The organism is Microbacterium sp. Root553 (assembly GCF_001426995.1).
Taxonomy (GTDB): domain Bacteria; phylum Actinomycetota; class Actinomycetes; order Actinomycetales; family Microbacteriaceae; genus Microbacterium.
The window spans coordinates 2,246,833-2,269,391 of the sequence record NZ_LMFY01000001.1 but is presented as its reverse complement, the minus strand read 5'-3'; the positions used below and the strand labels follow the sequence as shown (position 1 = coordinate 2,269,391).

Sequence of the window (22,559 nt, the reverse complement as noted above, 5' to 3'; positions counted from 1 at the left end):
ATCCGAATCCGCCCGGGCGGGGCGGATCCACGCCCGAGCGGCAGGCGAAGGCGTGCAGCGGCGCGTCGACCTGCGGATGCCGCGTCAGACGGCGGCGCGGTCTCCGACACGCTGTCCGACGACGGCGGAGACGCCGTCCTGGCGCATCGAGACGCCGTACAGCGCATCCGCGATCTCCATCGTGCGCTTCTGGTGCGTGATCACCAGAAGCTGCGAGCTCTCGCGAAGCTGCTCGAACACCGTCAGGAGCCGACCGAGGTTCGCGTCGTCCAGAGCCGCCTCGACCTCGTCGAGGATGTAGAACGGGCTCGGCCGCGCTTTGAAGATGGCGACCAGCAGCGCCACCGCCGCGAGCGACCGCTCACCACCGGAGAGCAGCGAGAGCCGCTCGATCTTCTTGCCGACCGGTCGCACCGAGACCTCGATGCCGGTGGTCAGCATGTTGTCGGGATCGGTGAGAGAGATGCTGCCGGAACCACCGGGGAAGAGCAGCGGGAACACTTCGCCGAACGCCCGTTTGGTGTCCTCGAAGGCGCTCGCGAAGATGATCTGCATGCGCTCGTCGAGGTCGGCGATGATGGTCAGCAGATCCTGGCGGGTCTGGGTCAGATCTGCCAGCTGCTCGGTGAGGAAGGCGTGCCGCTGCTCGAGGGCCGCGAACTCCTCCAGCGCGAGCGGATTGACGCGACCGAGCTGGGCGAGCTTGCGTTCCGCGTCGGCGAGTCGACGCTGCTGGATGCGGCGATCGAACGGGATCGCCGAGTCGTCCGCGTGATCCTCTTCGCTCGGCGCGGCGCCGGGGTCGCGAGGAACGAGCTGGTCCGGACCATATTCCGTAACGAGAATATCTTCGTCCAGCGCGAGCTCCGAGGCGACGCGCTCCAGGAGGCTGTTGAGGTGGAGCTTCTTCTCGTGGATCTGCAGTTCGAGTCCATGCACGCTCTCGGTCAGCCCGGCGAGACGCTCGCGCAACGACGACTCCTGCGCTCGCAGCGCGGTAAGCTCCTCGTTCTGCGCCGATCGCGCAGCCTCCGCCTCCGCCAGCACGACTCGCGCCTCGGTGACGGAACGATCTATCGAGTCCAGGATCCGCGGCAGCTCCGATGCGACGCCGGCGGCGGATTCGCGCTGCGCCCTCCTGATGACAGCACGGCGGGCGGCCTCGGCCGCGGCATCCCGCTCCTGTTCGCGCTGTCGCTCCAGACTCGCGACCCGCGACTGCGCCGCGCGCACGCGCTCTCGCAGCGTCTCGATGTCGAGTCGCGCCCGCACCTCGGCCTCCCGGGCGAGTTCGAGCGTCTCCAGAAGTCCGTCGCGAGCGGATGCATCGAGCACAGGGCGCGGCGCCGATACCGCAGCCTCCAACTCGGCCTTCGTGGACTCCGCCTTCGCCGCGGCGTCTTCGACCGCCGTCTGCGCCTGCTCCATACCGGCCTCGAGGCGCTCGCACTCGGCGACCGCCGACTCGTGCGTCACCGTGATGCGGTTCACCTGCTCGGCGTGACTGGCGAGCGCTGCGTCGTGCTCGCGCAGAGCCCGCAGCGCGTCCTTGGCGTGTCGACGAGAGACCTCGACGGTCTCGTTCGCCTCCTCGCGCGCCTCGCGCAGAGTGTCGACGATCACCTGCACCTCAGCGAGCCGGTCGTTCGCGGCCTCACGTTCAGCCGCGAGCTCGAGTCTCGATCGCTCGCCGCCAGACCCGGTGCGCAGAGTCTGCGCGGTGACGACATCGCCTCCGGTGGTGACGATCGTCGTGGTGGTGTCTTCGGTGGCATCGAGTGCGGCGCGGGCGCTGCGAGCCGCGTCCAGCCCGTCGGCGATCAGCACGTGCGAGAGGATGCCGAGCACCCCCTCAGGTGCGGTGACCGTGTCGACCGCGGGAGTCACGCCATCGATCTCGGGGAGCTGGACCACAGGGCTCGGAGCATCGGCCACCACGAAGTCGACCACTCCCCTGCGCTGTGTGGCCGCATCATGGGCGAGGGAGAAGGCGTCGGCGGAATCGCCGACCAGAACCCCCTCGGCGAGCGGGCCGAGGACCGCGGCGATGGCCGCCTCGAATCCGGCTCTGACCTGCACGGAATCGCCGACCAGACCACGGATGCCGCGACCGCCGGCCTTGACGATCTCCGCCGCGCCGCCGGAGATGGCCAGTGCGCTGCCGAGTGCGGCGGACTTCGCGGTGAGCGCGTCGACTTCGCGCTCCGCCGCGTGCAGCCGCTCGCGCAATGCCTCGCGCTCGGTCTCCGCAGCCGTCGCAGCGCGCTGCGCGGTCTCGTATGCGGCGGAGTGCTCGGCCGCCGTCCCCTCGGGTGCCTCGGTGTCGTCGATCGCCTCGAGCGCCTCCGCGGCCTCGCGTCGCCGGTTCTCGGCAGCCTCGAGCGCGTTCTGCTGGCGGAGCACCGCTCCGCGCACAGCCGCCAGAGCAGATGCCGCAGCATCCGCCGTGCCCCGCAGAGAGCTGATGCGCATGTCGTAGGCCGAGACCAGAGCGCTCTGCTCGGCGATGTCGACGTCGAGGGTGTCGAGTTCGGCCCGCGCCAGCATGACCTCCCTGCTCGCCGCCGTCGCCGCTTCCTGGGCATCGCCGAGTCCGGCCGAGATCTCGGTGATCTCGTCCTTCGCCTCATCGATCGTGCTCTGCGTCACGGTGACCGAGGTCACGGCCGCGTCGTCCTCCTCGGAACCGAGGAGCGCGAGTCGCTGATTCGCGAGGGTGTACAGCCCGCGCATCCGCTCCTGAACCTGTTCGAGCCCGAAGGCGACCCCGCGTGCCTGGTCGACCGCGACGGAGTTCTGGTCCTGTTCGAGCCGCGCGATGCCGGCTCGAACGGCCTCGGCCTGATCCGAGAGCACCAGACGCTCGGTGTGACGCTCGTGCTCCGTGCGGGTGTGGTCTGCCAGAGCGGTCCGGAGCGCGACGACGTCGTCGGCGAAGATACGGGCTTTGGCGTCGCGGACCACGGCGGCGATCGTCGCAGCTTCTCTGGCCACCTCGGCCTGGCGCCCGAGCGGCTTCAGCTGGCGGCGGATCTCCCCCGCGAGGTCGCTGAGGCGTGTGAGGTTCGTCTCCATCGCATCGAGCTTGCGGAGCGTCTTCTCCTTGCGCCGCCGGTGCTTGAGGATGCCTGCGGCTTCTTCGATGAAGCCGCGTCGGTCTTCTGGGGACGCCTGCAGCACGGTGTCGAGACGACCCTGGCCGACGATGACGTGCATCTCGCGCCCGAGCCCGGAGTCGCTGAGCAGTTCCTGCAGGTCGAGCAGGCGACAGGTCTCCCCGTTGATGGCGTATTCGCTCGAGCCGCTGCGGAACAGCGTCCTGCTGATCGTCACCTCTGCGAACTCGATGGGCAGCGCGCCGTCGCTGTTGTCGATCGTGAGCTGCACCTCGGCACGCCCCAGCGGCCCCCTCGTCGAGGTACCGGCGAAGATGACATCCTCCATCTTGCCGCCGCGCAGGGTCTTGGCCCCCTGTTCGCCCATGACCCAGGCGAGGGCGTCGACGACGTTGGATTTGCCGGATCCGTTGGGCCCGACGATGCAGGTGACACCCGGTTCGAAGACGAAGCTCGTGGGCTGCGCGAAGGACTTGAACCCCTTGAGGGTCAGGCTCTTCAGATGCATGCGCGTACCGCGCTTCGGGGGTGGATCACGCCCATACGCTACCGGAATCACGCGGCAGGACAGGCATCCCGCGCTGGCCATCGGTGAACTCGATGCCCTCGCGACACGCCGACCGGACACGCCTGTGCTTGACGGACACGCCCGGGTGTCGCTACCGTAACCTGCGGATCGCCACACGAAAGGAGGTTACCGATGATGATCACAATCACTGCACAGGCCACTGGCCTCGCCGCGCCGTTCGCGCCGCGTCTTGCGCATTCGGTAGCCGCCGGCGTCCACACCAGCTCTCTCTCGTAGAGCCGAGGACCCCGCGCGCCGCCATCCGCTGCGCACCGCCCGTCTCGGGCATCCTCTGACGTGTGTCCGCACGCCCACCCTCTGCTCCGCCTCGGAGCACGGATCCCGCCGCATCCGGCGGTCGCGCCTTCGGCGCGACCCGGATCGCGCACCGCTGCACCGCGCCCCCGCTCCGCGTCGACGGCGCCCGTGCTGCTCCCCGCACCACACACACTCGAAGGACCATCGTGAACACGACGTTGCACCGCAACCTCACCCACCCGCCCGATACCGAGGACCAGCTGGTCCTCCATCTCCCCGCTCCCGACGAGCTGCGTCGTCTCGCGCTCGCGGATCGTCTGTCACTGCGGATCGGCCTCTGGCTGCTCCAGCGGGCGCAGCGACCGCGTCGCGAGCGGCGTGTCGCACCGCCCGCGGCGTACGACTCGCTCCATCTCGACCGCCGGGAACGAACCCCCGCCGAAACGTTCGCCCTGCTCACCTACGACCTGCAGCGTCAGCTGCGATGACCTGGAGGCCTCAGATGAGCATCTCTCTGATCGAGGACGCGACGCTGCATCCGCTCGTGCTGCCGGCACGGGCGGATGCCGCGGACGCGGCCGAGTTCCGCGAGCTGTCCCGTGTCCGCAACGAGGTGTACCGCGAGTTGACGGGGCGCACCGAGCAGGACCTCACCCCCGAGGCGCTGCTGCCTCTGCTCCGCTCCCGGGCGGAGCGGACCACGGTCGCGTGGATCGTGCGCGACGCCGGCGAGATGGTCGGTCGCGCGGTGGTCGACATCCCTCACGAAGAGGGGTCGAAGGTCGCCATCGCCTCGATCGAACTGCATCCGCGGGTCTGGGGTCGCGGTATCGGGACGGCCATCCTGCCGCACCTGGAGGCTGTCGTGCGCGCGCACGGTCGCACCGTCATCCAGAACTGGACCGAGCAGCAGGCGAGCGACGGCGCACGGTTGGAGGCGCGCACCGGGTTCGGAAGCGTGCCGGACGACCATGTCGCGCGGTTCCTGCTGCGCCACGGCTTCACCCTCGAGCAGGTGTATCGCGTGAGCCGTCTCGACCTGACGCCGGATGCGCGCGCTCTCGCGGCCTCGCTTCTCGAGGAGGCGAAGGCGCATTCACCGGGCTATCGAGTGCGACAGTGGATGGCACCCACCCCACCCGAGCATCGGGACGGCTACGCATGGCTCAAGTCGCGCATGTCCACCGACGCCCCGTCGGCGGATCTCGAATCGGACGAGGAGGCGTGGGATGCGGAGCGCCTGATCGCGGGTGAGGCGCGTCTGGCCGAGATGGGCCAGGAATTCCAGGTCACGGTCGCACAGCACCTCGAGACGGGTGCGCTGGCGGCTTTCACCGAGCTCGGCATCGGCCCCGACCGCACGGGCACGACGCATCAGGACGACACTCTGGTCCTGAACGAGCACCGTGGCCACCGTCTCGGCCAGCTGGTGAAGTGCGCCGCGATGCTCTCGTGGATCGACATCGCACCGGAGTCGACGGACATCATCACCTACAACGCCGAGGAGAATCGGCCCATGCTCGCCATCAACGAGGCCATGGGCTTCACAGCCATCGCCTATGAGGGCGCCTGGAAGAAAGACCTGACATGACCACCATCGAGATCGCACCGACCATCTCGCCGCTGACCGTTCCGAGCTCGCTCGACGACGAGGATGCCGCGGACTTCCGCGCCTACGCGGACCTGAACCGGCAGATCTGCGACGAGACCGTCGGTCTCCCGGACCTCGCCCCTGACGCCGCTCAGCTGCTGGCCGGATGGCAGGACGGGACCGACACCCTCCACACGGGCTTCGTCGCGCGGCGCGAAGACGAGATCGTCGGCATGATCACGATCGACTACGCCCAGGAGGAGGACGCGCACGCCGCGGAGGTCGACCTGATGGTGCCCGAGCGGTACTGGGGGCAGGGAGTAGAAGACGCCCTGCTCGCTCTGGCCGAGACCGAGGCACGCGCCCACGGTCGCTCGCTGGTGCAGATCTGGTCGCTGCACCGCCCCATCGAGAAGGAGCGCATGCTCGCGCCGCGAACCGGGTGGGGGCGCATCCCGGCGATCCCCCTGTCCGACCTGCTGGAGGCACGCGGGTACGAACTCGAGCAGGTCGAGCGCAACAGCGAGTTCGACCTCCGCGCAGACCCGGCGCCCCTGCGGGCGGCGAGGCTGGCCGCGGAGTCGGCCGCCGGTGAGGACTATCGCGTCCTGCAGTGGATGGCGCCGACTCCCGCGGAGCTCCGCCCCGGATATGCGGCGATCCTCGCTCGTCTCTCGACGGATGCGCCGAGCGGCGACATGGACTTCGTGGCCGAGGTGTGGGACGCCGACCGTGTGGAGCGCCGGGAGCGACGCCTCACCGGAGCCGGGCAGGCGCTTTCGATCGTGGCCGTGCAGCACATCCCCACCGGCGACATCGTCGCCTACAACGAGCTGCTCATCGGCGCGGACCGCACCGGAGTGACCCATCAGTTCGGCACACTGGTCTCGAGCGCGCACCGAGGTCGCCGTCTGGGCGCACTGGTGAAGACCGTGAACCTCCTGCACTGGCGCGAGGTCATGCCCCGGTCGTCGACGGTCTCGACCTTCAACGCGGAGGAGAACCGTCCGATGCTGAGCATCAACGAAGCCCTCGGTTTCGTCCCGGTCTCGTACTCGGGCGCGTGGCAGAAGCGGCTGTGAAGGTCATCCGATCGGTGTACTCGGCACGAGGCGGATCATCCGCCTGACCGATGCACCGATCGGGTGCCTGCAGCGAGGCTGGACACATGAACAACTCCGTCCTCGACGCGCACGCTCTGACCAAGACCTACGGCGAGACACACGCTCTCGCCGGAGTGGATCTGTCCATCACACGCGGCGAATCCGTCGCGATCATGGGCGCATCCGGCTCGGGTAAATCCACCCTGCTGCACGTGCTCGCCGGCATCATCGTCCCTGACACCGGAACCGTGACGTACCGCCCCGCGACCGGCGCGGCGATCGAGCTGTCCGCTCTCGGCGAGTCCGCACGCTCGCGTCTGAGACGGGAGCGGTTCGGCTTCGTCTTCCAGCAGGGCCTGCTCATCCCCGAGCTCACCGCCGTCGAGAACGTCGCGCTCGCCTCGATGATCAACGGCGTGAAGCGAGCGGATGCCGTGACTCACGCGGCCGCCTGGCTCGCGGCGCTCGGTCTCGCCGGAATGGAGGATCGCCGCATCGGCGAGCTATCCGGCGGTCAGGCCCAACGCGTCGCGATCGCGCGCGCACAGGCGACCGGCGCCGATCTGGTGTTCGCCGACGAGCCCACCGGCGCCCTGGACTCGCATACCTCGCAGGAGGTGATGGACGCGCTCCTGTGGTCGACGACCGGCCAGGGACGCACCCTGCTCGTCGTCACCCACGACCCTGAGGTCGCCGCACGGTGCTCCCGCATCGTCGCGGTCCGCGATGGGATGGCCGCGTCCTCGGGGGTGTCCGCATGAACCCGAACGTGCTCGCGTTGCTCCTGCGTCCCACGAAGGAGCAGACCGGTGTCGTGGTGCTTCCCATCGTCGCCTTCGGCGTGGTGACCGCCCTCGTGCTCACCGTCGTCGGCGGCGCTCAGTCGTTCTGGGGATGGACCGACGACTTCGCCCCGATCTATCAGGCGCTGGCCGCGATCGCTCTCGTACTGCTGGTGGTGCCGCTGACGACCCTCGGCGGCGCCGCGGCCCGACTCTCCGCTCGTCGGCGGGACGAGCGGCTCTCCACCCTGCGTCTGCTCGGCGTCACGCCGATGGGTGTGGGGGTCGCCACGGTGATCGAGTCGGTCGTGGTCGCCGCTGCCGGTGCGATCATCGGGGTGCTCGCCTACCTCCTGATCTCACCGCTGATCGGACTGATCCCCTTCCGTGGTGCCTCCCTCGGCCTCGACGCGGTGCTGCTGAACCCGGCGGGCGTCGCAGCGGTCGTCGGCGGCATCCTCGTCGTCGCCGCGGGAAGCTCCGCCCTCGGACTGCGGCGCGTGATCATCTCGCCGCTGGGCGTGCGGTTGCGGGCGACGGCCGCACCCGTGCACTGGATTCGTGCCGTCCTCGGCGTCGCGGCCATCGTGGTCGCATTCGCCGTGGTGAAGGTCTTCCCCACGGTCGCCGGACTCGCCGTCACGATCATCGTGCTCGCGATCACGTTCGCGCTCGCACTCGCGGTGCTCAACGTCATAGGACCGTGGGTGCTCAAGATCACCGCGTCGCGACACCTGCGTCGAGCGCAGACACCCGAGAGGCTGCTCGCCGCGCGCATGGTGCTCGACGCGCCCAAGGCTGCCTGGCGCCAGGTCAGCGGAATCGCCATGGCCAGCTTCATGGCCGTGTTCGCCGGAACCGGCGTCTCGCTGATCAACGCGATGGGCAGCGAGGCCGCCGCGGCCTCCGACGCCGCGCTCGCCGCCGACATGCGCACGGGGCTCATCATCACGCTCGTCGGCTCGTTCCTGATGGTCGCCGCGTCCGTCGGGGTGAACCAGGCGTCCGCTGTTCTCGACCAGAGAGAGCTGCACCAGAGTCTGCACCGACTCGGTGTGCCGGTCTCGACCGTCGACCGTGCCCGTCAGCGTGCGATCATGTCGCCGCTGCTGATCACCGCCCTCGGTTCCGCCCTGTGCGCGGCCGTGCTCGTATTCCCGCTGCTCGGCATCGCGCTGATCGTCGCCCCGGAATCCCTGCTCACGATCGGCGGAGTCCTTGCGCTCGGCATCGCGGTGGTCTGGGCCAGCACCCGGGCGACCGCGCCGCTGCTGGGCCGCTCGTTCCGCGCTGTATGACGCCGTGTGCCTCATCCCCGCAGGACGAGGGCGCAGATCCGAGGTGCGAGCGAGCGCTCAGCGGCGTCGCTGGCACCTCGGGCAGTAGTGGCTCGAACGGTTCATGAACGCCTCGCGGACGATCAGGGTGCCGCATCGTGGGCACGGCTGGCCGCCCCGCCCGTACGCGTTCAGGGAGTGCGCGAAGTAGCCGGCCTGGCCGTTCACGTTCACGTACTGCGAATCGAAGCTCGTCCCGCCCTCGGCGAGTGCCTTCGCCAGCACGATCCTGATCTCGGCGAGCAGCCGCTTCACCGCCGCGGTCGAGAGCGCGTCGGCGGGAGTCTCGGGGTGGATGCGCGCCGCCCACAGCGACTCGTCGGCGTAGATGTTCCCCACGCCGCTGATGACCTGCTGGTCGAGCAGCACCCGCTTGACGGCACTGCGGCGGCGTCGCAGCGCGCGCACGAAGTCAGCGTCGTGGAAGAGCGGATCGACGGGGTCCCGCGCGATGTGCACGACCTGGGTGGGGATGCGAGATGCGCCGTCCGGCACCAGACGATCGACGGCGAGCGAGCCGAAGGTGCGCTGGTCGGCGAAGACGATCGCGAGCTCGCCGTGCTGAGGATGCTCGACGAAGATGCGGATCCGCTCATGGCGTTCGGCTGCGGCATCCGGCGAACGCAACAGCATCTGTCCGCTCATGCCCAGGTGCGCGATCAGCGCGTCATCGTCGGAGTCGAGCGGCAGCCAGAGGAACTTGCCACGCCGCTCGGCTCCGGAGAACGTACGGCCCTCGAGACGGGACGCGAAGTCGGCCGCGCCGGCGACGTGACGGGTGAGAGCCCTCTCATCGAGGACCGAGACCGCGGTGATCGTCGATCCCGTGGCCGCCGGAGCGAGGCCGGCTCTGACGACTTCTACCTCGGGAAGCTCAGGCACGCTCGTTCAGCAGTCGCCACGCGCTGAGCGCAGCAGCCATCTCGGCGGTCTTCTTGCTGCTGCCCTTGCCGGTCATCACGACATCGCCGACGACGACGGTCGCGAGGAAGCGACGGTCATGATCGGGACCGCTCGCCTCGACCGAATACACGGGCGGGGGTGAACCGGCGCGAGCCGCGAGCTCCTGAAGACTCGTCTTCGGGTCCATCGCGGCGCCGTAGCGCTCGGGATCGGCCAGCAGCGGTGCGGTCAGTCGCAGCACGAGCTCGGTCGCGGCGTCGGGGCCTGCCGACAGGTACGTCGCCCCGATCACGGCCTCCATGGTGTCGGCGAGGATCGAGTCCTTATCGCGTCCGCCGGTCTGCTCCTCGCCCCGCCCCAACCGCAGGTGACTGCCGAGGCCGATGGCTCGTGCGACCTCCGCCAGGGCGACGGTCGACACCACGCTGGCGCGCCGCTTGGCGAGCTCGCCCTCGTCGAGCGTGGGGTGCGTGGTGAAGAGCATCACGGTGACGGCCTGGCCGAGAACGGAGTCGCCGAGGAACTCCAGGCGCTCGTTATGAGGGATGCCCCCATGCTCGTACGCGTAGGAGCGATGGGTGAGAGCCAACTCCAGAAGCTCCGCGTCGATATCGACGCGGAGCTTCTCTGGGAGAGGTCTCGTCCCCTCAGGGACCTTCGTCACAGTAGTGAAGTCGCGACTCAGACGTCGGCGACCTTGCGACCCTTGTACTCGAGGAACAGCTCGGTGCCCTGCGAGTCGGTGACGACCTTCGCCTGGTGCGGGCGGCTGTAGACGACCTGGCCGTTCTCGATGGTCTTGACGAGCGCGACGGGCGCCGCCTTCCACTGCGCGCGGCGCGAGCGGGTGTTCGAACGGGATACCTTGCGCTTCGGGGGGTTACCAGCCATGACTAGCTCTCTTCTTTCTCGGCGGCACGAGATTCATCCGTGCCGTCTTGGTCTGTGATGTTCTGGAGCGCACTCCATCGAGGATCGATGGGAGCGGCCTGCTCCGTTCCGGTGCTCTCGGTCAGCCTCTCGCCCGTTTCCGGGTCGAGACCCGGGCAATCCGGCTGACACACCGGCTGAAAAGGAAGTGCCAGTACGGCAGCATCCCTGACCAGAGTTTCAAGATCCACGTGGTCGTCTTGAACCTCGAAGTCAGTTTCTTCCTCACCAGGATACGCGAAAAGCTCCTGGAACTCGACTTCGACGGGCCGGGTGATGTCGATGAGGCAGCGACCGCACACACCGGAGTACTCCGCATCGGCGGTTCCGGACACCAGGATGCCCTCGTGGACGGACTCCAGACGGACGTCGAGGTCGAGGTCGGACCCGGCCTCGAAGGCCACGATCCCCTCTCCCCAGCCGTCCTTCAGGGTCACCGAGAACTCGTGCTCGCGCATCTCGCCCGGTCTACGGACGATGTCGCGGACGGGCAGGACGAAAGGACCATTCATTCGGGAACGCACCCCGCAATGGTACCGGCTCTCGGGCGGCCGAGGCTGGTTCCGTGCTGAGCGCGACAGCGCCCGGCGATGTCTTAGATGCCGCGGGAGCCGGTGTCGAGGAACGCGGCGACGGCCGGCGGTACGAACGGCGACACGTCGCCGCCGAGACCGGCGACCTGTCTCACCAGCGAGCTCGACACGAGCGCGTGCGCGGGGTCGGGCAGCAGGAAGACCGTCTCGATGTCGGCGAGGTGACGGTTCACGATCGCCATGGGCGATTCGTAGGCGACGTCGATCTGCGAGCGGATGCCCTTGACCAGCACTCCTGCGCCCACGTCACGCGCGTAGTCGACCAGCAGGCCCATGCTCCACGATCCCACCACGACGTTGTCACCGATGCCCTCGTCGGCGATGGACTGCTCGATCAGCGACATGCGCTGGGCGATCGGGAGCATCGCCTCTTTGCCGGGGTTGTGCACGACGAGCACGTGGAGTTCGTCATACAGCTTCGCCGCGCGACGGATCACATCGAGATGACCCAGGGTCGGCGGATCGAAGGAACCCGGGACGACAGCGATCCGACTGCTCATTCCCCCAGCCTAAAGCACGCGGCGCGGGGGTCAGTTCTTGGCGAGTGCCGCGCGGTCATCGTCGGTCACACGCCGCTCGATCGCCGATCGCAGACCCGAGTTGGCCACGAGATCGGGATCGGCGGCGAGGATGCTCTCGGCGAGCTCCCGCGCCCTGAGGATGAGTCCGGAGTCCTTGACGACGCGCAGCAGCTTCAGCGACGAGCGCACACCCGCCTGCGCGGCACCGAGCACGTCGCCCTCGCCGCGGAGCTCGAGATCCACCTCGGCGAGGGCGAAGCCGTCGAGGGTGGCGGCCACCGCATCGACCCGTTCGCGGGCGACCGAGCCGGATTCCGCCTCGGTCACGAGCAGGCAGAGACCGGGAACTCCGCCTCGACCCACGCGGCCACGCAACTGATGCAGCTGCGACACGCCGAACCGGTCGGCGTCGAGGACGATCATCGTCGACGCGTTCGGCACATCGACGCCGACCTCGATCACGGTGGTCGCCACCAGCAGATCGATCTCTCCGCGGGCGAAGGCCTGCATCACCGCGTCCTTCTCGTCCGAGGGCATGCGCCCGTGCAGCACGGCGCGCCGCACGCTTCCGAGCCGCGGGTGCGTCGCGAGCGCCTCGTCGAGCTGCACCACGCCCCACCGGGGACCTGTGGCCCCCTCCGGTTGCGCGAGCGGCTGCTCGCCGGACTCTGCCGTCTTCTTCGCGGTGTCGATCGCGGCGCAGACCGCGAACACCTGCCGCCCCTGCGCGATCTCCTCGGCAGCCCGGTCCCAGACCCGGTTGAACCACCCCGGGTGCTCCGCGAGCGGTGCGACGAACGACTCGATCCCCGCTCTGCCCTTCGGCATCGTGCGGATCACCGAGGTGTCGAGGTCGCCGAACACCGTCATCGCGACGGTGCGAGGGATGGGCGTCGCCGTGAGCACGAGCGCGTGCGGACTCGATCCCTTCGCGCGGAGCGCCTCGCGCTGCTCCACGCCGAAACGGTGCTGCTCGTCGACGACGACCAGACCGAGATCCGCGAAGGTCGTCTTCTCACCGAGCAGGGCGTGCGTGCCGACCACGATCAGCGCCTGACCCGACGCCACCCGCAGTGCCGCCTTGCGGCGCTCAGCCGCCGGCATCTGCCCGGTCAGCAGCGTCGGCATGACCGACGGCGCGAGCTGGGGTCCGAGCATCTTGGCGATCGAGCGCAGGTGCTGCCCGGCGAGCACCTCGGTCGGTGCGATGAGCGCCGCCTGACCACCGGACTCGGCGACCTGGAGCATCGCGCGCAGCGCCACCAGCGTCTTTCCCGAGCCCACCTCGCCCTGCACCAGCCGGTTCATCGGCCAGGACCCGACGAGGTCGTCGGCGACCTGCGCTCCCACCGTCTGCTGATCGGGGGTGAGGTCGTAGGGCAGGGATGCGTCGAATCGCTCGAGCAGCCCTCCGGGCCTGGCAGGTCGGGCCGTCGCCGAGAGCGACCGCACCGCATCGCGCTGCTGCAGCAGAGCGGTCTGCAGCGTCAGCGCCTCGTGCATGCGCAGGGTGCGCACCGCGGGGTCGATGTCGTTGCGCGTCTTGGGGCGGTGGATCAGTTCGAGCGCCTCGCGAGCCGTCAGCAGCTCCTCGCGCGCCCGCACGTCGTCGGCGAGCGGTTCGGGGACGTCATCGACCGCATCGAGGACACGAGCCACGAACTTCGCGATCTGCCAGGTCTGCAGGGTCGAGGTCGCCGGATAGATCGGGATGAGCACCGCTGCTCTGGCATCGGCGCGGCGCCGCGCGGCGTCTTCGTCGTCGAAGAGCTCGTATTCCGGATGCGCGAACTGCGTCATTCCGTTGAACTCGCCCACCTTGCCGGAGAACACGCCACGGCGCCCGACCGCGAGGTCGTCGGAGCGCCATTTCGCCGCAGCCAGGTTCTTCGCGAAGAAGGTCAGCGACATCTTGCCGATGCCGTCGCCGATGACCACGTCGACCATCGCTCCCCGACGGTTGCGCATGGCCCGCGCACTCGACGACAGCACCTCGGCGACGATCGTCACGGTCTCACCGATCGGGAGCTCCCGGATCGGCGTGAGCTCGCCGGGGTCGGCATACCGTCGCGGATAGTGCGAGAGCAGGTCGCCGACCGTCTTCATGCCGAACGCGCGACCGAGGGTCTTCGCCGGTGTCGCGCCGAGCGCGTCCTCCAGCGACGAATCGAGCGTGAGCGACATGCTCCGAGTCTAGGAGGCGGCGCCGACACGACGCGCACCGCGGCTGTCGTATCGTGATCAGGTGACGAGGATCATCGCGGGCAGGGCGGGAGGCGCGCGACTCGACGTGCCCTCGTCGGGAACACGACCGACCAGCGACCGCGTGCGGGAGTCGCTCTTCGGCGGTCTCGACTCGGCCGACGTCATCTTCGGCGCACGCGTGCTCGATCTCTACGCCGGCTCCGGGGCGCTGGGGCTGGAGACCCTCAGCCGTGGAGCCGCGAGCGCCGACCTCGTCGAGCAGGGCCGGACGGCGGCGGGGCTCATCCGACGGAACGCCGCGACGGTCGCCAAAGCGGGACTCCCCTCGGGCCGCGTGCACCAGAGCAGCGTCCGCGCGTTCCTGCAGCGCGCGACGGGACCTTACGATCTCGTCTTCTCCGACCCTCCCTACGACCTCGACGACGCGGCGATGACCGCCGACCTCGTGGGTCTGGCGCCGCTGCTCGCACCCGACGCCCTGGTGATCGTCGAACGGGCCCGCCGTTCCACGCCGCCGGACCTCGACGCTGCCGGGCTCGAGCTCATCCGCGAGAAGTCGTACGGCGACACCACCCTGTGGTGGGCGCAGCCGGCGGCCCGCGCAGACTCCGCTCAGCCCGACGCCGAGTCCCAGTCGCGGTAGGGATCCCAGCCCGAGACGTCGACAGGGGCGTCGTCGACCAGCAGGTCGTGATCGCCACGCGCACGCACCTCGCCGATGATGCGGAATCCCGCGGGCAGCGCCCCCGGTGGGAACGCGGCCAGCAGGGCATGATCCTCCCCGCCCGCGAGAGCACGCAGAGGATCGTCGCCGAGCATCGCCGCGTCGAGGGCGATCGTCACCTCGGATGCCGCCGCCATCCGTCGCGCGTCGAGGGCGAGACCGTCGGAGACGTCCATCATCGCGGTGGCGCCGGCGGTCGCCGCGAACGGACCGAGCCCGATCGGCGGGGTCGGCCGGAGCTGCGCCTGCAGCGCCGCTCTCTCTCCGGAGCGGAGGACCGACACGTCGACGGGCACCGGCACCCCCGTGCCCGCCTCGCGGAATCTGCCGAACAGGACCGACAGTCCGTGCGCGGCGTGGCCGAGCTCCCCCGCGATCGCGACGATGTCCCCGATCCGCGCGCCCGCTCTCGTCACCGGCGCGCGTCCCTCGAGGTCGCCGAGCGCGGTCACCGCGACCGTGAGCACGTCGGAGACGGTCAGGTCTCCCCCGACCACGGCGCACCCCGGGGCGAGCGCTGCGCAGGCCTCGCGGAAGCCGTCGGCCAGACGCTCCACGAACGACAGCCGCAGGTCGCGCGGGATCGCCAGCGCGACGAGCAGCGCGGTGGGACGGGCACCCATCGCCGCGACATCGGCGAGATTGACCGCTGCCGCCTTCCAGCCGAGGTCGTACCCCGACGACCATGCGAGACGGAAGTCCGGGCCGTGCACGAGAGTGTCGGTGGTGGCGACCACAGATCCCGACGGGGCGGCGATGACCGCCGCATCGTCGCCGGGGCCGAGCAGCGTGTGGCTGCCGCGTGCGGTCCGCGACAGGATCGCCCGCAGGATCTCCCCCTCGGAGAGGTCACCCAGCAGAGGATCGGCGTCGCGAGGTCGGGAGGACATGGAGTCAAAGGTAGCCTGGACACATGCCCCGATCTCGTCGTCTCGCCGTCGTCGCGGCTTCTGCGGCCCTCGTGGCGCTGCTCTCCGGATGCTCGACCACCGTTCATCTCGAGCCGGCCGACGACGCCGACAACCCCGCCTGCGCAGAGGTGTCGGTGCTCCTTCCCGACGCCGTCGGCGATCTCGACCGCGTGTGGACCGACGCGCAGGCGACCGGCGCCTGGGGCGACCCGACCGTCGTGCTGCGCTGCGGAGTCGAGCCCCCCGCTCCCTCCGCCGAGGTGTGCACCACCATCGGCAACGTCGACTGGCTCGTCCTCGACCAGGAGGAGGAGCGTCAGCGGCTGGTGACCTACGGCCGCGATCCGGCTATAGAGGTCATCATCCGCCGCGGCGAGGAGATCGATTTCCGCACCGTGGTGGAGCGGCTGTCGACCAGCATCCGCGCGGGTCTCGCACCCGCCACGGCACGGTGCACCGACCGCATCCCCACCGACGAACAGAGCGAGCCCGCACCCGAGGGGTGAGCTCCGACGCTCAGCGGCGCAGGCCCGCCTCGATGAGCTCGGTGATCAGGTCGCCGTAGCTCAGGCCCGACGCCACCCAGCACTTGGGGAACATCGAGATCGGAGTGAATCCCGGCATGGTGTTCAGCTCGTTGACGATGAGCTCCCCTGATGCGGTGAGGAACATGTCCACCCGCGCGAGCCCACGCCCGTCGACCGCTTCGAAGGCGCGGATCGCGGTCTCCTGGATCAACGCGATCTCGGACTGCTCGAGCTCGGCGGGGCATACGACGTCGACGCCGTCGCCACCGAGGTACTTGCCCTCGAAGTCGTAGAACCCTCGGGAGGTCAGCACGATCTCGCCGGGCAGTGACGCGCGTACGCCCTCGGCCCCTTCGAGCACGGCGACCTCGATCTCGCGACCCACCACACCCGACTCGATGAGCACCTTGTCGTCTTCGGCGAACGCGATCGCGAGAGCCGCGTCCAGCTCCTCGGCCTGCGTCACCTTCGAGACGCCCACGCTGGAGCCGGCCCGCGCGGGCTTGACGAACAGGGGAAGACCCAGCTCGACCGCCTGCGAGCGGATGCGCTCGGCATCCTGCTGCCACTGACGGGCGCGCACGGTCAGCCCCGGGGCCACCGCGATACCGGCCGCGCCCAGCGCGATCTTCATGAAGTGCTTGTCCATGCACAACGCGGAATCCAGAACGCCACCGCCCGCGTAGGGCACCTCGAGGGTGTCGAAGTACCCCTGGATGGTTCCGTCCTCGCCGTGCGTGCCGTGCAGGATCGGCAGCACGATGTCGATCTCGCCCAGATCGTCGGTGGTGCCGTCGGCGCGCACGACGCGCAGAGTGCGGTCCCCGCCCGGCTCCGGCCAGCGCACCCGCGTGCCGTTGTCGGCCACCTCGGGGAGATGCGCGGCATCCAGCGGGAACTTCGCCGGATCGTCGTCCTCCAGCACGAAGGCGCCCTCGCGGGTGATCCCCACCGGGATCACGGCGTATCGGTCGCGATCAATCGCGCCCAGCACCCCTCCCGCCGTTGCGGAACTGATCGAATGCTCGCTGGAGCGCCCTCCGAAGAGCACCACCACCGTCTGCTTGTCCATGGTTGGTCCTCTCACCCTGCGGGGTGTCGTCGTCCGTCGTCAGGTGGGGTGCGATGTCGCGCGGGTTCATCTTGCCGTCGAGCACCATCTTCACCTGCTCGACGATGGGCATGTCCACTTCGGACTCACGAGCCAGCTGCAGCACGGGCGCGACGGACGCGAGTCCCTCGGCCGTCTGCTGCATCTGCTTGACGACGTCCTGGAAGCTGTATCCCTGGCCGAGCAGGCGCCCGGCCGTGTTGTTGCGGCTCAGCGGCGACTGGCAGGTGGCGATCAGATCGCCGAGCCCCGCCAGTCCCTGAAGCGTCTCGGGGTGGGCGCCGTTCGCCACCGCGAAGTCCGTCATCTCGACGAGGCCTCGCGTGATGATCGATGCCTTCGTGTTCTCGCCGTATCCGACGCCGTCGACGATGCCGATGGCCACGGCGATGAGGTTCTTCAGCACACCGCCGAACTCGGTGCCGATGACGTCGGTGTTCACGAACGTCCGGAAGTAGCTGTTGCGGGCAGCCCGTGCGACCTCCTCGGCCGTCTCCCGACTGCGCGAGGAGATGACGGCGGCGGTGGGCTGCTCCCGTGCGATCTCCAGCGCCAGGTTGGGCCCCGAGGCCACGGCGATGCGGTCGGGGTCGCAGCGCAGCTCCTGCTCTATGACCTGGCTCATGCGCAGTCCGGTCGTGCGCTCGACGCCCTTCATCAGGCTGACGATCTTCGCGTCGTTGTCGGCCAGCAGCGGGCGCAGCGCCTTGAGGTTCTCGCGCAGCGACTGGCTCGGCACCGACAGGTACACCTGATCGACGTCCCGCAGCGCGATGGCCAGCTCGTGCGTGGCCGCCATGGTGCGGGGCAGGTTGATGCCCGGCAGGTAGCGCGAGTTGCGCTTGGCCTCGTCGATCTCGTGCGCGAGCTCGGCGCGCCGGGCCCACATCGTGACCTGGGCACCACCGTCGGCGAGGATCTTGCCGAACGTGGTGCCCCAGCTCCCGGCACCGATGACGGCGACCCTCGGTCCCGTCGGCACACCGCGTTTAGGAGTCAAGGCGACCCGTCTCCTTCTGTCCGTGCGTCGAGGGGTTCCATCGCTCCGCCGGCGCCTTCTCGTCTCGCAGCTCCTCGAGGAGCACGGTGATCGCGTTCATCAGGCGGGTGGTCGCCTCGTTCAGCGCCGAGGCCTCGCCCGCACGCCCCTGCAGATCCGACACGTCGACCGGATCGCCGATGACCACCTCGACCCGCTTGCGCAGCGGCCACAGGCTCAGGCCCTTCTGGTAGCGGCCCATGATCTCCTGAGCGCCCCAGTGCGCCATCGGGATCAGCGGGATGCCGTCCGTCAGCGCCAGCCGCACCGCACCGGACTTGCCGCGCATCGGCCACAGGTCGGGGTCGCGCGTCAGCGTCCCCTCCGGGTAGACGATCACGCCGCGTCTGTGCTCCACGAGCTCCGCCGACTGCTTGAGCGTCTGCTTCGCCGCCGACGCGGACGACGACCTCGCCACCGGGATCATGCCGGTGGCCCGCAGTGCCGCACCCAGCACCGGGACGCGGAACAGGCTCTCCTTCGCCATGAAGCGCGGAGCGCGGCCGATCCGCCACACCGCCACGGCGACGATGAGCGGATCGAACTCCGAGTAGTGATTGGGGGCGAGCACGTACGCGCCGTCCTGCGGAAGCTTCTCACCGCCCCTGATGCGGATCTTCGCGATCAGAGACACGATCGGCACGATGATCGCCGCCAGCGGCCAGAACACGCTGGGCCGCGTGGACTCCGGCGAGCGGGAACCCATCGCGGTCACCGGATGACGTCGAAGTCGGCACCCACGGCGTCGAGCTTGGTGAGGAACTTCTCGTAGCCGCGGCTGAGGATGTCGACGCCGGAGACCCTCGACTCGCCTTCGGCGGTGAGTGCAGCGATCACGTGGCTGTATCCGCCACGGAGATCGGGGACGACGATGTCTGCGGCGTGCAGCGGCGTCGGTCCGGTGATCACGGCGGCCTGCTCCAGATCACGGCGGGGCACACGACGAGGGCCGTCCTGCAGACCGCGCGGGTGCACGACGATGTCGGCCCCCATCTTGACCAGCGCGTCGGTGAAGCCGAGTCGGTTCTCGTAGACGGTCTCGTGGACCACCGAGCGGCCGTTCGCCTGAGTGAGCGCGACCACGAGAGGCTGCTGCCAGTCGGTCATGAAGCCGGGGTGCACGTCGGTCTCGACGACGACGGGCTTGAGCTCGCCGTCACGACGGAAGAGGATGCCGTCCTCCTGGATGTCGAACCATCCCCCCGCCTTGCGGAACACGTTGAGGAAGGTGAGCATCTCCTGCTGCTTGGCGCCGCCGACGAAGATCTCGCCGTCGGTCGCCAGCGCGGCGGAGGCCCAGGACGCGGCCTCGTTGCGGTCGAAGATCGAGCGGTGGTCGTATCCGCGGAGCTTCTCGACGCCCTCGATGACGATGACGCGGTTGGGCTCGTAGGAGATGATCGCGCCCATCTTCTGCAGCACGGCGATCAGGTCCATGATCTCGGGCTCGATGGCCGCGTTGCGCAGCTCGGTGGTGCCCTCGGCGCGGACGGCCGTCAGCAGGACCTGCTCGGTCGCTCCGACGCTGGGGTACGGCAGGTGGATGTTCGCGCCGTGCAGGCGCGCGCCACCGGTCGACAGGCGGATGCCGCTCGGCAGCTTCTCGACGATCGCACCGAACTTGCGCAGTGCGTCGAGGTGGAAGTCGATGGGGCGGTCGCCGATGCGGCAGCCGCCGAGGTCGGGGATGAACGCCTGTCCGAGACGGTGCAGCAAAGGACCGCAGAAGAGGATCGGGATCCGCGACGCACCCGCGTGCGCGTCGATCTCCTCGAAGTGCGCGGACTCGACGTCGCTCGGGTCGAACACCAGCGCGCCGGGCTCATCGCCGTCGGACACCCGCACACCGTGCACCTCGAGCAGCGAACGCACCACAGCGACATCGCTGATCGCGGGAACATCCCGAAGGGTGCTCACCGTCTCGCCGAGCAGTGAGGCCACCATCGCCTTGGTCGCGAGGTTCTTCGCGCCCTTGACATCGACACGGCCGCGCAGCGGTCGTCCGCCGCGGATCGCGAGGACGTCTCCGGTCAGTGGGGGGACTCCGTCCGCAAGAGCGTCGCGCACAGGTGTGGTCATTCGGAGCCTCACTTCATTCAGGGAATTCGGGGCGGGGTCGCCCTCGGCTCCCCCTGCCCCGCCGTTCACTGAACGGGGAGGGTCCGGGGCCGCCACGACTCGCGACGGGCCTCGAACTGCGCGATCTTGTCTTCGTTGCGCAGCGTGAGCCCGATGTCATCGAGCCCTTCGAGGAGCCGCCATCTAGTGTAATCGTCGATGCCGATCTCAGCCTGGACGTCGCCGATCGACGCGGTGCGCGCCTCGAGGTCCACGGTGATCGATGCCCCGGGCTCGCGGTCGATCTCGGCCCAGATACGGTCGAGATCCTCTTCGGAGATGGTCGCCGCGAGAAGGCCCTGCTTGCCGGAGTTGCCACGGAAGATGTCGGCGAAACGGGGGCTGAGCACGACGGCGAATCCGAAGTCGCGCAGCGCCCACACCGCGTGCTCCCGGCTCGAGCCGGTGCCGAAGTCCGGTCCGGCGACGAGCACGGAGGCCCCCTGGAACTGCGGCTGGTTCAGGACGAAGTCGGGATCCTGACGCCATCCGTGGAAGAGCGCGTCCTCGAAGCCGGTCTTGGTGACCCGCTTGAGGAAGACGGCGGGGATGATCTGGTCGGTGTCGACGTTCGAGCGCTTGAGAGGAGCGGCGACGCCGGTGTGCGTGGTGAACTTCTCCATGGTCAGACCTCCGCCATCTCGTGCAGATCGCTGGGACTCGACAGTGTGCCGCGGATCGCCGTCGCCGCGGCGACCAGAGGCGAGACCAGGTGCGTGCGACCGCCCTTGCCCTGCCTGCCCTCGAAGTTGCGGTTCGAGGTCGATGCGCAGCGCTCCCCCGGCGCGAGCTGATCCGGGTTCATCCCGAGGCACATCGAGCAGCCGGCGAACCGCCACTCGGCGCCGAAGTCCGTGATCACCTTGTCCAGGCCCTCGGCTTCCGCCTCGAGACGAACGCGCGCCGAGCCGGGGACGACCATGACGCGCACGCCGTCGGCCTTCTTCCTGCCCTCGACGATGGAGGCGAAGGCGCGCAGGTCCTCGATGCGACTGTTGGTGCAGGAGCCCATGAACACGGCGTCGACGGGGACCTCCTTCAGCGGGGTGCCCGGTGCCAGGTCCATGTACTCCAGCGCGCGCTGAGCCGCAGCGCGCTCGTTCGGGTCCGCGATGTCAGCGGGATCGGGCACGGATGCCGACAGCGAGCTGCCCTGACCGGGGTTGGTGCCCCAGGTCACGAAGGGCTCCAGCTCGTCGGCGTCGATGAAGACCTCCGCGTCGAAGGTCGCGCCCTCGTCCGTGGGCAGCGTGCGCCAGTAGGCGACGGCGTCGTCCCAGTCCTGCCCCTTCGGGGCGTGCGGGCGCCCCTTGAGGTACTCGAAGGTCGTCTCGTCGGGCGCCACCATGCCGGCGCGGGCACCCGCCTCGATCGACATGTTGCAGATCGTCATGCGCCCTTCCATCGACAGCGCACGGATCGCGCTGCCGCGGAACTCCAGCACGTATCCCTGGCCACCGCCGGTGGTGATCTTCGCGATGACGGCGAGGATGATGTCCTTCGCGGTGACGCCGGGGCGCAGCGTGCCGTCGACGGTGATCGCCATCGTCTTGAACGGCTTCAGCGGGAGCGTCTGTGTCGCCATGACATGCTCCACCTCGCTGGTGCCGATCCCGAAGGCCATCGCCCCGAAAGCTCCGTGGGTGGAGGTGTGCGAGTCGCCGCAGACGACGGTGATGCCCGGCATGGTGAGCCCGAGCTGCGGTCCGACGACGTGGACGATTCCCTGCTCGGCGTCGCCGAGCGAATGCAGGCGCACGCCGAACTCGGACGCGTTGCGACGGAGGGTCTCGATCTGCGTCCGGCTGGTGAGGTCAGCGATGGGCTTGTCGATGTCCCAGGTCGGGGTGTTGTGATCCTCCGTGGCGATCGTCAGATCGAGCCGCCGGAGGGGACGACCCTCGGCACGCAGGCCGTCGAAGGCCTGCGGACTCGTCACCTCGTGCACGAGGTGCAGATCGATGTAGATGAGGTCCGGCTCGCCGTCCTCGCCCTTCACGACGAGGTGGTCGTCCCAGACCTTCTCGGCGAGGGTTCTCGGGCGGACAGAGGCGGAGTCTGCTGCGGGGCTGTTCATTGCGTTTCTCCTGAAGCTGGCGGTTCGGCCCACGATGGACTCCGCGACGAGGAGGGGCTCAGAACGAGTTCTCGTCGCGGCAGCTAAGAAGGAGCACGATCCGCATGACGTCAGATTACCACCGCTTCCGCACCCCGCGTCGCCG

Annotated in this window: 21 protein-coding genes; 7 read left to right on the top strand and 14 right to left on the bottom strand. The window is 69.2% G+C overall.

The window, feature by feature from the left end:
* Positions 1 to 84: 84 nt before the first annotated feature.
* Positions 85 to 3,624, bottom strand: a complete 3,540-nt coding sequence (smc, locus tag ASD43_RS10520) for a chromosome segregation protein SMC (protein WP_056417111.1) — start codon at positions 3,622 to 3,624, stop codon at positions 85 to 87.
* A 524-nt stretch (positions 3,625 to 4,148) separates the two neighbouring features.
* Here smc and ASD43_RS10515 point away from each other — a divergent pair.
* The 5 genes from ASD43_RS10515 (at position 4,149) to ASD43_RS10495 (ending at position 8,716) form a co-directional block, all read left to right on the top strand.
* A complete protein-coding gene (locus tag ASD43_RS10515; protein ID WP_056417108.1) occupies positions 4,149 to 4,430 on the top strand; it encodes a hypothetical protein in 282 nt (93 codons plus the stop codon).
* A 14-nt stretch (positions 4,431 to 4,444) separates the two neighbouring features.
* A complete protein-coding gene (locus ASD43_RS10510; RefSeq protein ID WP_157550950.1) occupies positions 4,445 to 5,533 on the top strand; it encodes a GNAT family N-acetyltransferase in 1,089 nt (362 codons plus the stop codon).
* Positions 5,530 to 6,615 (top strand): GNAT family N-acetyltransferase, encoded by a 1,086-nt coding sequence (locus ASD43_RS10505; protein WP_056417105.1) that lies wholly within the window; start codon positions 5,530 to 5,532, stop codon positions 6,613 to 6,615. The genes ASD43_RS10510 and ASD43_RS10505 overlap by 4 nt, the downstream gene beginning before the upstream one ends.
* Positions 6,616 to 6,701: 86 nt before the next feature.
* Complete coding sequence (locus ASD43_RS10500) at positions 6,702 to 7,397, top strand: ABC transporter ATP-binding protein (RefSeq protein WP_056417103.1); 696 nt, start codon at positions 6,702 to 6,704, stop codon at positions 7,395 to 7,397.
* On the top strand, positions 7,394 to 8,716 hold the full coding sequence (locus ASD43_RS10495; RefSeq protein WP_056417099.1) for an FtsX-like permease family protein: 1,323 nt from the start codon (positions 7,394 to 7,396) through the stop codon (positions 8,714 to 8,716). Before ASD43_RS10500 ends, ASD43_RS10495 begins: the two co-directional genes overlap by 4 nt.
* A gap of 57 nt (positions 8,717 to 8,773) precedes the next feature.
* Here the strand turns inward: ASD43_RS10495 and mutM are convergent, their stop codons facing one another.
* The 6 genes from mutM to ASD43_RS10465 form a co-directional block, all read right to left on the bottom strand.
* Positions 8,774 to 9,637, bottom strand: coding sequence for a bifunctional DNA-formamidopyrimidine glycosylase/DNA-(apurinic or apyrimidinic site) lyase (mutM, locus tag ASD43_RS10490; protein WP_056417096.1), 864 nt, complete (start codon positions 9,635 to 9,637; stop codon positions 8,774 to 8,776).
* Entirely contained in the window at positions 9,630 to 10,322 is a 693-nt protein-coding gene (rnc, locus tag ASD43_RS10485; protein ID WP_056417093.1) for a ribonuclease III, read from the bottom strand. Before rnc ends, mutM begins: the two co-directional genes overlap by 8 nt.
* A 17-nt stretch (positions 10,323 to 10,339) precedes the next feature.
* On the bottom strand, positions 10,340 to 10,549 hold the full coding sequence (gene rpmF / locus ASD43_RS10480) for a 50S ribosomal protein L32 (protein ID WP_017830754.1): 210 nt from the start codon (positions 10,547 to 10,549) through the stop codon (positions 10,340 to 10,342).
* Between the two features lie 2 nt (positions 10,550 to 10,551).
* On the bottom strand, positions 10,552 to 11,100 hold the full coding sequence (locus ASD43_RS10475) for a YceD family protein (RefSeq protein ID WP_056417088.1): 549 nt from the start codon (positions 11,098 to 11,100) through the stop codon (positions 10,552 to 10,554).
* An 83-nt stretch (positions 11,101 to 11,183) separates the two neighbouring features.
* Complete coding sequence (gene coaD / locus ASD43_RS10470; RefSeq protein WP_045255248.1) at positions 11,184 to 11,681, bottom strand: pantetheine-phosphate adenylyltransferase; 498 nt, start codon at positions 11,679 to 11,681, stop codon at positions 11,184 to 11,186.
* A 30-nt stretch (positions 11,682 to 11,711) separates the two neighbouring features.
* A complete protein-coding gene (locus ASD43_RS10465; RefSeq protein WP_056417085.1) occupies positions 11,712 to 13,886 on the bottom strand; it encodes an ATP-dependent DNA helicase RecG in 2,175 nt (724 codons plus the stop codon).
* A 61-nt stretch (positions 13,887 to 13,947) separates the two neighbouring features.
* Here ASD43_RS10465 and rsmD point away from each other — a divergent pair, with 61 nt between their 5' ends.
* Positions 13,948 to 14,550, top strand: a complete 603-nt coding sequence (rsmD, locus tag ASD43_RS10460; protein ID WP_056417082.1) for a 16S rRNA (guanine(966)-N(2))-methyltransferase RsmD — start codon at positions 13,948 to 13,950, stop codon at positions 14,548 to 14,550.
* On the opposite strand, the gene thiL is transcribed toward rsmD, so the two are convergent.
* Entirely contained in the window at positions 14,520 to 15,521 is a 1,002-nt protein-coding gene (thiL, locus tag ASD43_RS10455) for a thiamine-phosphate kinase (RefSeq protein WP_056417079.1), read from the bottom strand. The two genes, rsmD and thiL, sit on opposite strands and share 31 nt — an antisense overlap.
* 23 nt (positions 15,522 to 15,544) lie before the next feature.
* Between thiL and ASD43_RS10450 the strand changes: the two genes are divergently transcribed.
* Positions 15,545 to 16,048 (top strand): DUF3515 family protein, encoded by a 504-nt coding sequence (locus tag ASD43_RS10450; protein ID WP_056417076.1) that lies wholly within the window; start codon positions 15,545 to 15,547, stop codon positions 16,046 to 16,048.
* A 10-nt stretch (positions 16,049 to 16,058) separates the two neighbouring features.
* Here ASD43_RS10450 and ASD43_RS10445 read toward each other — a convergent pair whose 3' ends face one another.
* From ASD43_RS10445 to leuC, 6 genes are all read right to left on the bottom strand, one after another.
* A complete protein-coding gene (locus tag ASD43_RS10445; protein WP_056417073.1) occupies positions 16,059 to 17,141 on the bottom strand; it encodes a D-alanine--D-alanine ligase family protein in 1,083 nt (360 codons plus the stop codon).
* The gene (locus ASD43_RS10440) at positions 17,047 to 18,180 is read right to left on the bottom strand and encodes an NAD(P)H-dependent glycerol-3-phosphate dehydrogenase (RefSeq protein WP_056417070.1); all 1,134 of its coding nucleotides are present in this window, start codon (positions 18,178 to 18,180) and stop codon (positions 17,047 to 17,049) included. Before ASD43_RS10440 ends, ASD43_RS10445 begins: the two co-directional genes overlap by 95 nt.
* Entirely contained in the window at positions 18,170 to 18,925 is a 756-nt protein-coding gene (locus ASD43_RS10435; protein WP_056419465.1) for a lysophospholipid acyltransferase family protein, read from the bottom strand. The genes ASD43_RS10440 and ASD43_RS10435 overlap by 11 nt, the downstream gene beginning before the upstream one ends.
* A 5-nt stretch (positions 18,926 to 18,930) precedes the next feature.
* Positions 18,931 to 20,298 (bottom strand): UDP-N-acetylglucosamine 1-carboxyvinyltransferase, encoded by a 1,368-nt coding sequence (murA, locus tag ASD43_RS10430; protein ID WP_045255255.1) that lies wholly within the window; start codon positions 20,296 to 20,298, stop codon positions 18,931 to 18,933.
* A 65-nt stretch (positions 20,299 to 20,363) separates the two neighbouring features.
* Positions 20,364 to 20,960, bottom strand: a complete 597-nt coding sequence (gene leuD / locus ASD43_RS10425) for a 3-isopropylmalate dehydratase small subunit (RefSeq protein ID WP_056417067.1) — start codon at positions 20,958 to 20,960, stop codon at positions 20,364 to 20,366.
* Positions 20,961 to 20,962: 2 nt separating this feature from the next.
* Entirely contained in the window at positions 20,963 to 22,414 is a 1,452-nt protein-coding gene (gene leuC, locus ASD43_RS10420; RefSeq protein ID WP_056417064.1) for a 3-isopropylmalate dehydratase large subunit, read from the bottom strand.
* Positions 22,415 to 22,559 lie beyond the last annotated feature (145 nt).